The sequence below is a fragment of the Streptomyces apricus genome (assembly GCF_008369065.1).
Taxonomy (GTDB): domain Bacteria; phylum Actinomycetota; class Actinomycetes; order Streptomycetales; family Streptomycetaceae; genus Streptomyces; species Streptomyces apricus.
Genome location: NZ_VDFC01000072.1, coordinates 8,509 through 14,429 on the forward strand (window position 1 = coordinate 8,509; position 5,921 = coordinate 14,429).

The 5,921-nt window shown below is 72.2% G+C and carries 4 protein-coding genes; 1 reads left to right on the forward strand and 3 read right to left on the reverse strand.

Annotated elements, in window-relative coordinates; translation table 11 throughout:
• The first annotated feature begins 13 nt into the window (after positions 1–13).
• Positions 14–1,402: a glycoside hydrolase family 43 protein gene (locus FGF04_RS33575; protein WP_149515171.1), complete on the forward strand. Its 1,389-nt coding sequence runs from the start codon at positions 14–16 to the stop codon at positions 1,400–1,402.
• Here FGF04_RS33575 and FGF04_RS33580 read toward each other — a convergent pair.
• From FGF04_RS33580 to FGF04_RS33590, 3 genes are all read right to left on the reverse strand, one after another.
• Complete coding sequence (locus FGF04_RS33580) at positions 1,396–2,856, reverse strand: class I adenylate-forming enzyme family protein (protein ID WP_149515172.1); 1,461 nt, start codon at positions 2,854–2,856, stop codon at positions 1,396–1,398. The genes FGF04_RS33575 and FGF04_RS33580 overlap by 7 nt on opposite strands.
• Positions 2,849–4,399, reverse strand: coding sequence for an NAD(P)-binding domain-containing protein (locus FGF04_RS33585; protein WP_149515173.1), 1,551 nt, complete (start codon positions 4,397–4,399; stop codon positions 2,849–2,851). Before FGF04_RS33585 ends, FGF04_RS33580 begins: the two co-directional genes overlap by 8 nt.
• 158 nt (positions 4,400–4,557) lie before the next feature.
• Positions 4,558–5,921, reverse strand: a 1,364-nt coding sequence (locus FGF04_RS33590) for a cation:proton antiporter (protein WP_223146432.1), incomplete at its 5' end; no start/stop codon positions are given.

Here is a 5,921-nt window from a genome sequence, read left to right on the forward strand (position 1 = left end):
CCTGGAGACCGACATGAGCACAAGACCCCGCCCGTCCCGGCGCCACGTCCTCGGCATGGCCGCCGCCGCTCCGCTGGCCGCCTCCGGCGCGCTGGCCCTCGGCGCGGGCACCGCCCGCGCGGCGGACTCGGCGTACGCGATGTGCTACTTCACCGAGTCGACGAACCTGGGACTCGGCACCGACTACGGACTCCACCTCGCCGTCAGCACCGACGGGCTGAACTGGACCCCGCTCAACCAGAACAACCCCTTGGTCACCCCCACGGCGGGCGCCCTCGGCCTGCGCGACCCGTTCCTGCTGCGCAAGCAGGACGGCACCTTCGTCGTCCTCGCCACCGACCTCAAGGGCACCGACTGGAGCTACAACAGCCAGTACGTCCACGTCTGGGACTCCGCCGACCTGCGCACCTTCACCGGGTACCGGCGCCTCAAGCTCCACGACATGGCCACCCACAGCTGGGCGCCCGAGGCGTTCTGGGACGCGGGCCGGGGCCGGTACGCGGTCATCTACGCCTCGGTGAACTCCAGCGGCCACAACGTGATCATGGTCAACCACACCACCGACTTCGTCACCGCCTCGGCCCCGCAGGTCTTCTTCAACCCCGGCTACGACGTCATCGACGGCGACATGGCCGTCGGCGTCAACGGAGTCAACTACCTCTTCTTCAAGAAGAACCAGACCGTCGCGGCCGCCCGGTCCGCCTCCCTCGACCCCGGCAGCTTCACCGAGTTCGGCACCGGTGTCGCGCACGGCGGCACCGAGGCCCCGACCGTGTTCAGGTCGCTCACCTCGAACACCTGGTACCTGTGGGCCGACACCTACACACCCAACGGCGTCTTCTACGCCTGGCGGTCCACCGACCTGGCCGCCGGCACCTGGACCGCGCTGGACCAGCGGACCTACACCCAGCCGGTCAACTCCAAGCACTGCGGCGTCGCGACGATCACCGCGGCCGAGTACACGAACCTGCTCGCCCGGTGGGGCGCGCCGGCCTGGAACCGGCTCAAGTCCTACAACTACCCGGACCGCTACGTCCGGCACGCCGACTACGCCGCCCGCATCGACGTCTACCCCTTCGACCCGTACACCGACGCCCAGTGGCAGCTCGTGCCCGGCCTCGCCGACGCTTCCGCCGTGTCCTTCCGGTCGGTCAGCCACCCCACCCGCTACCTGCGGCACTACGACTACGTACTGCGGCTCGACGTGAACGACGGCACGGCCGCCTTCGCCCAGGACGCCACCTTCCACCGGGTCGCGGGCCTGGCCGACCCCTCCTGGGCCTCCTTCCGCTCCCACAACCAGCCCACGCGCCACATCCGCCACTCCGGTTACGTCCTGCGCGTCGACCCGGTCACCACCGCCACGGACCGGGCCGACGCCACCTTCTCCGTCGGCTACTGACCCCGCGGGTCCCCCGCGGCGAGCCGCCGCTTGTCGGGCTTGCCCGCCGGGGTGAGCGGCACCTCGCCGATCAGGGTCAGCCGGGTCGGCGCGCTCGCCTCCCCCAGGCCCGCCGTCACGAGCGCGCGCAGTTCGCCCAGGTCGGGTACGTGTCCGGCGGCGGGCACCACGAAGGCGTGCACCGCCTCGCCGGTGTCGTCGTCGGGGACGGCGACGACGTACGCCTCGGCCACCGAGGGGTGGGTGGCGAGCAGCCGCTCGACGGGACCGGTGTGGTGGAGGGTGGCGTTGACGATGACCACGTCGCGGGTGCGCCCCGTGAGCCACAGCCGGCCCTCGCCGTCGAGGTGGCCGAGGTCGCGGGTGCGCACCCAGCCGCCGGCGTACACCTCGGCGGTGCGGGCGGGCTCGCGCCAGTAGCCGCTGCTCTGCGCCGGGGTGCGCACGAACAGTTCGCCGTCGGTGCCGGGCGGGACGGGGCGGCCTGCGGGGTCCCGGACCTCCAGGTCGACGGGCGGCACGCCCAGCGAGCCGGGCTCGTCCCACGGGGTGGCCATGGAGATCATGCCGGTCTCGGTCTGGCCGTACCCGTGGAAGACGACCGGGCCGAGGACCTCGGCGGCCTCGCGCAGCAGTCCCGGCGCCGGCGGCGATCCGGAGACCATCAGCGCGCGCAGGCTGCCCAGGGCCCCGGGGGACTCCCGCCGCCGCGCCACGAGCTTCGTCAGCCGGGCCACGGTGATGACGCTCGCGGTCGCCCGGTGCCGCGCGATGCCGTCGAAGAGGTCCGGTTCCCCGGTGGTGACCAGGGTGCCGCCGGCGGCGAGGGCGAGGAGCCCGTACTCCGTCATGACCTGGCTCGCCAGGGTGCCGAAGACCAGGAACCGGTCCAGGCGCGCGGCCAATTCGCGGACGGCGGGCGGCCAGGCGTCCGGCCGCAGGTTCCAGGCCGCGGTCATCGCCGCGTAGGTCTGGGCGCACGCCTTGGGGACGCCGGTGCTGCCGCTGGTGTGCAGGAGCCGGGCGACGTCCTGCGGCCGGGCCGAGACCTCCGGCCGGACGCCGTCGTCCGGCGAGGACAGCAGGTCGTCCAGGGCGAGGAGCTTGCCGGTCCGCTCCCCGGCGGGACCGGCGGACCCGTCGGTGACCACGAAGGCGGTGTCCGCGAGGAGGTGCCGGCGCTGTCCCTCGGTCAGGCCCGGGCGCACCCCGACGACGCGGGCGCCGACGGTGTGCGCCGCGACGACGGCGGCGAACGCCTCGGGGCTCACGCCCAGCAGCAGGGCGACGCCGTCGCCGGGTCCGGCGCCGTGCCCGCGCAGCCCGGTGGCCACCCGCCGCACCGCCGCCAGGAGTCCGGCCCCGGAGACCGTCCGTCCGGCGTGCTCGAACACCGTGCGGCCGCCCGCCGCACCGAGGAGGTCGAGCACGCGGCCGGGGAACTGCTCAGTCAAGGCACGCCCCGACGAACACGGCGAGCGGCTGCCGGTGGACCTCCGGGAGGTCCCACTCGTTCTCCAGGTTCTCCGCCAGGTGGTGGGTACCGGCCAGGACGCCGTCGCGGTAGTGGCGTACCACCGGGTGGAGGTAGCTGGAGTCCATCGCGTGGGCGGCGTCGTTCTCGGTCACGCGCGGGACGGTGACGTCGAAGGGGTCGACGCCCTCGTGGTCGGGCCCGTACTCCAGGTCGACGACGAAGCGGTGCGCGGCGGGGCCGAGGCCGCCGTCGGCGACGTACGCCAGCGGGACCTCCTCCTGGTAGGTGGCGCCGTCCCCGTCCCCGTCCACGGCGACCACGTCGCCGAGGACACCGAACTGCTGCCACAGCCCGGAGGAGCGGTTGACGCGGGCGACGACGGCGTCGGCGATCGCCTCCGGTGTCGCGGCGAGCGGCCGGGCGGGCCAAGGGGTGCCGTGGTAGCGGGCGCCGGTGATGCGGTGGAGGGCGCGCACCCCGTAGCGGAAGCCGTGGACGAACCCGTTGGTGCCCTTCTTGAAGTCACGCTGCTGGGTCAGCGTGCCCGCGACGTACAGGTGCGGTACGTTCACCGACTCGTAGGCGGAGGTCTGCGCGGGGAAGCGGTCGTCGATGACGAGGGCGGGGCGGCAGGTCTCGTCGAAGATGCCGGCGTCGAAGCGGAACCCGGCGCACAGGACGATCCGGTCGTAGTGCAGTTCCCGGAGCCTCTCCGTGGTCCGGGCGTAGCGGAACACGACGCGGAACCCGCCGCCGGGGCTCTTCTCGACGCTCTCCACGGTGCCGTCCAGGACGGCGTTCTGCGACTTGAGCTGGTAGCTGTCCAGGAAGTTGTTGTTCACCGCGCGCAGATGCCCCACGAAGTGGGTCTTCCAGGCCATCCTCAGCGAGTGCGGGCCGGCGACGTGGATGACCGCGGCCTTCGCCATGAGGGACTCGGCGGTCTCGAACGCGGAGTTGCCCTTGCCGACGATCAGCACCCGCTGGTCGGTGAAGGAGTGCGGATCGGTGTCGAACTCGTCGTACCGTTCGGCCAGTTCGATCCCGGGGACGGAGGGTTCGTTGAGCCGGGAGACGCCGGTCGCCACGACGAGCCGCCGCCCCTGCCAGGTCCGTCCCATGACGTCGTGGACGGTGAAGACGCCGTCCGCGCGGGAGACGCGGACGACCTCCGTGCCGTACTCGACGCGGACGCCGGTGCGGTCGGCGAAGTCGGCGAGGTAGCGCACGAAGTCGTCGGCCCGGGGGAAGTACTCCTCGCTGTACCGGGTGAACAGCAGCTCCGGGTCGTCGCTGAGCAGCGAGTTCCAGTCCATCCGGAGGCTGAGTTCCGGGTCGGTGTACCCGGTGTGCACCTTGTTGATCGATATCAGCTGTCGATGTCGGGGGTACCTGGTGAAGAACGTGCCGGGTCCGCTCCCGCGCTCCAGGACGGTGTAGTCCCTGCCGTCGCGTTCCAGCAGAGCGGCGAGCTGCAGTCCGGCCGGTCCGGCCCCGATGATCAGGTAATCGCGCACCATGGGCGGGACGTTAGTGGCGCCACCTCAGAAGGCTCTGAGATTGGCGGCGGACAGTTGTCCGTGAGGGACGCGGGGGCCGTGGGGGGCGGGAGACCGGCCGGGCGGGTGTGTGGAGCCCGGCCGGGCGGGTGTGTGTGCGGCCGGGCTCCCGCGGCGGGTCAGGTGCGCGCGGGGGCCGCCTCGGCCGGAGGAGCGTCGGCCGCGGCCGGCTGCGCCGCCGGGGCCATCCGGCGTTCGAGGTGCTCGGGCAGGGCCCAGCGGTACAGCGGTACGGCGCCCGCGGTGGTGAGCACGGCGACCAGGACCAGCATGGAGAACACCTCCTTGGTGATCATGCCCTGGGCGAGGCCGATGTTGATGAAGATCAGGATCATCAGGCCGCGGGCGTTCATCAGGCCGCCCACCGCCCAGGACTCGCGCCAGCCGAAGCCGATGCCGCGCATGGCGAGGGCGCAACCGACGTACTTGCCGGCGAACCCGGCCGCGAAGATCAGCAGGAACGGTCCGATCATGGCCCAGCCGGCGAGGCCGCCCAGTTCGGTGTTGAGGCCGGAGAAGGTGAAGAAGATCGGTAGGAGCAGCACGCAGACGAGGTCCATCATGCGGTCGTGCAGGGCCTGCCGGAAGGCCGGGTCGCGGGGCATGGCGAGTCCCGCGACGAAGCCGCCGAAGACCGAGTAGATGCCGATGTAGTCGGTGAACAGGCCGGCGAGCAGGGCGATGCCCACGACGACGTACATCTGGTCGAAGCCGAACCGGCCGGTCCGCTGGACCTGTGCGCCCATCGGGCACAGAAGCCGGGACACGACGGTGAGCATGACGACCGTGAAGACCACGGTGAGGCCGATGGTGCGCAGGGCGTGCAGCGCGCCGGCGTCGGCGTGCAGGGCGGACAGCACGGCGAGGAAGCACCAGGCCGCCGCGTCGTCGACGGAGGCGCCCAGGAGGGTCATGCGGCCGATCCGGGAGTTCTCCAGGCCGCGTTCGTACAGGATGCGGGCGAGCATCGGGAAGGCGGTGATGGACAGGGCGCCGCCGATGAAGAGGGCGAACTCGAACGGCGTGACGTCGGGCCGGGAGAGCCGGTCGTGGAGCAGGTGGCCGGAGGCGACGCCGAGCAGGAGGGAGGGGACGATCCCGGAGACGGCCAGGACGGCCGCGTTCCTGGTCTCCTTCCGGCCGTTGCCGCCCGCGTGGTCGAGGCCGGCGCCGACCAGGAACATGAACAGGGTCAGCCCGATGGTGCTCAGCACATAGAGGACGGGCTTCACCTCGGCGGTGAAGACGGCTTTCTGGGCGTCGGGGAAGAGGGCGCCGAACAGGGTGGGTCCCAGCAGGACGCCGGCCACCATCTCGCCGAGCACGCGCGGCTGTTTCACCAGCATGGCGAGGCGGCCGCAGACGGCGGACGCGGCGAGGACGACCACGATGGCGGGCAGGACCCGCAGGACGAGTTCGAGGTTCTTGTCGGTGGTGGCGGCCAGGAAGGTGGGGGACACGGAGGGCTCCTGCGGTCGTCGGC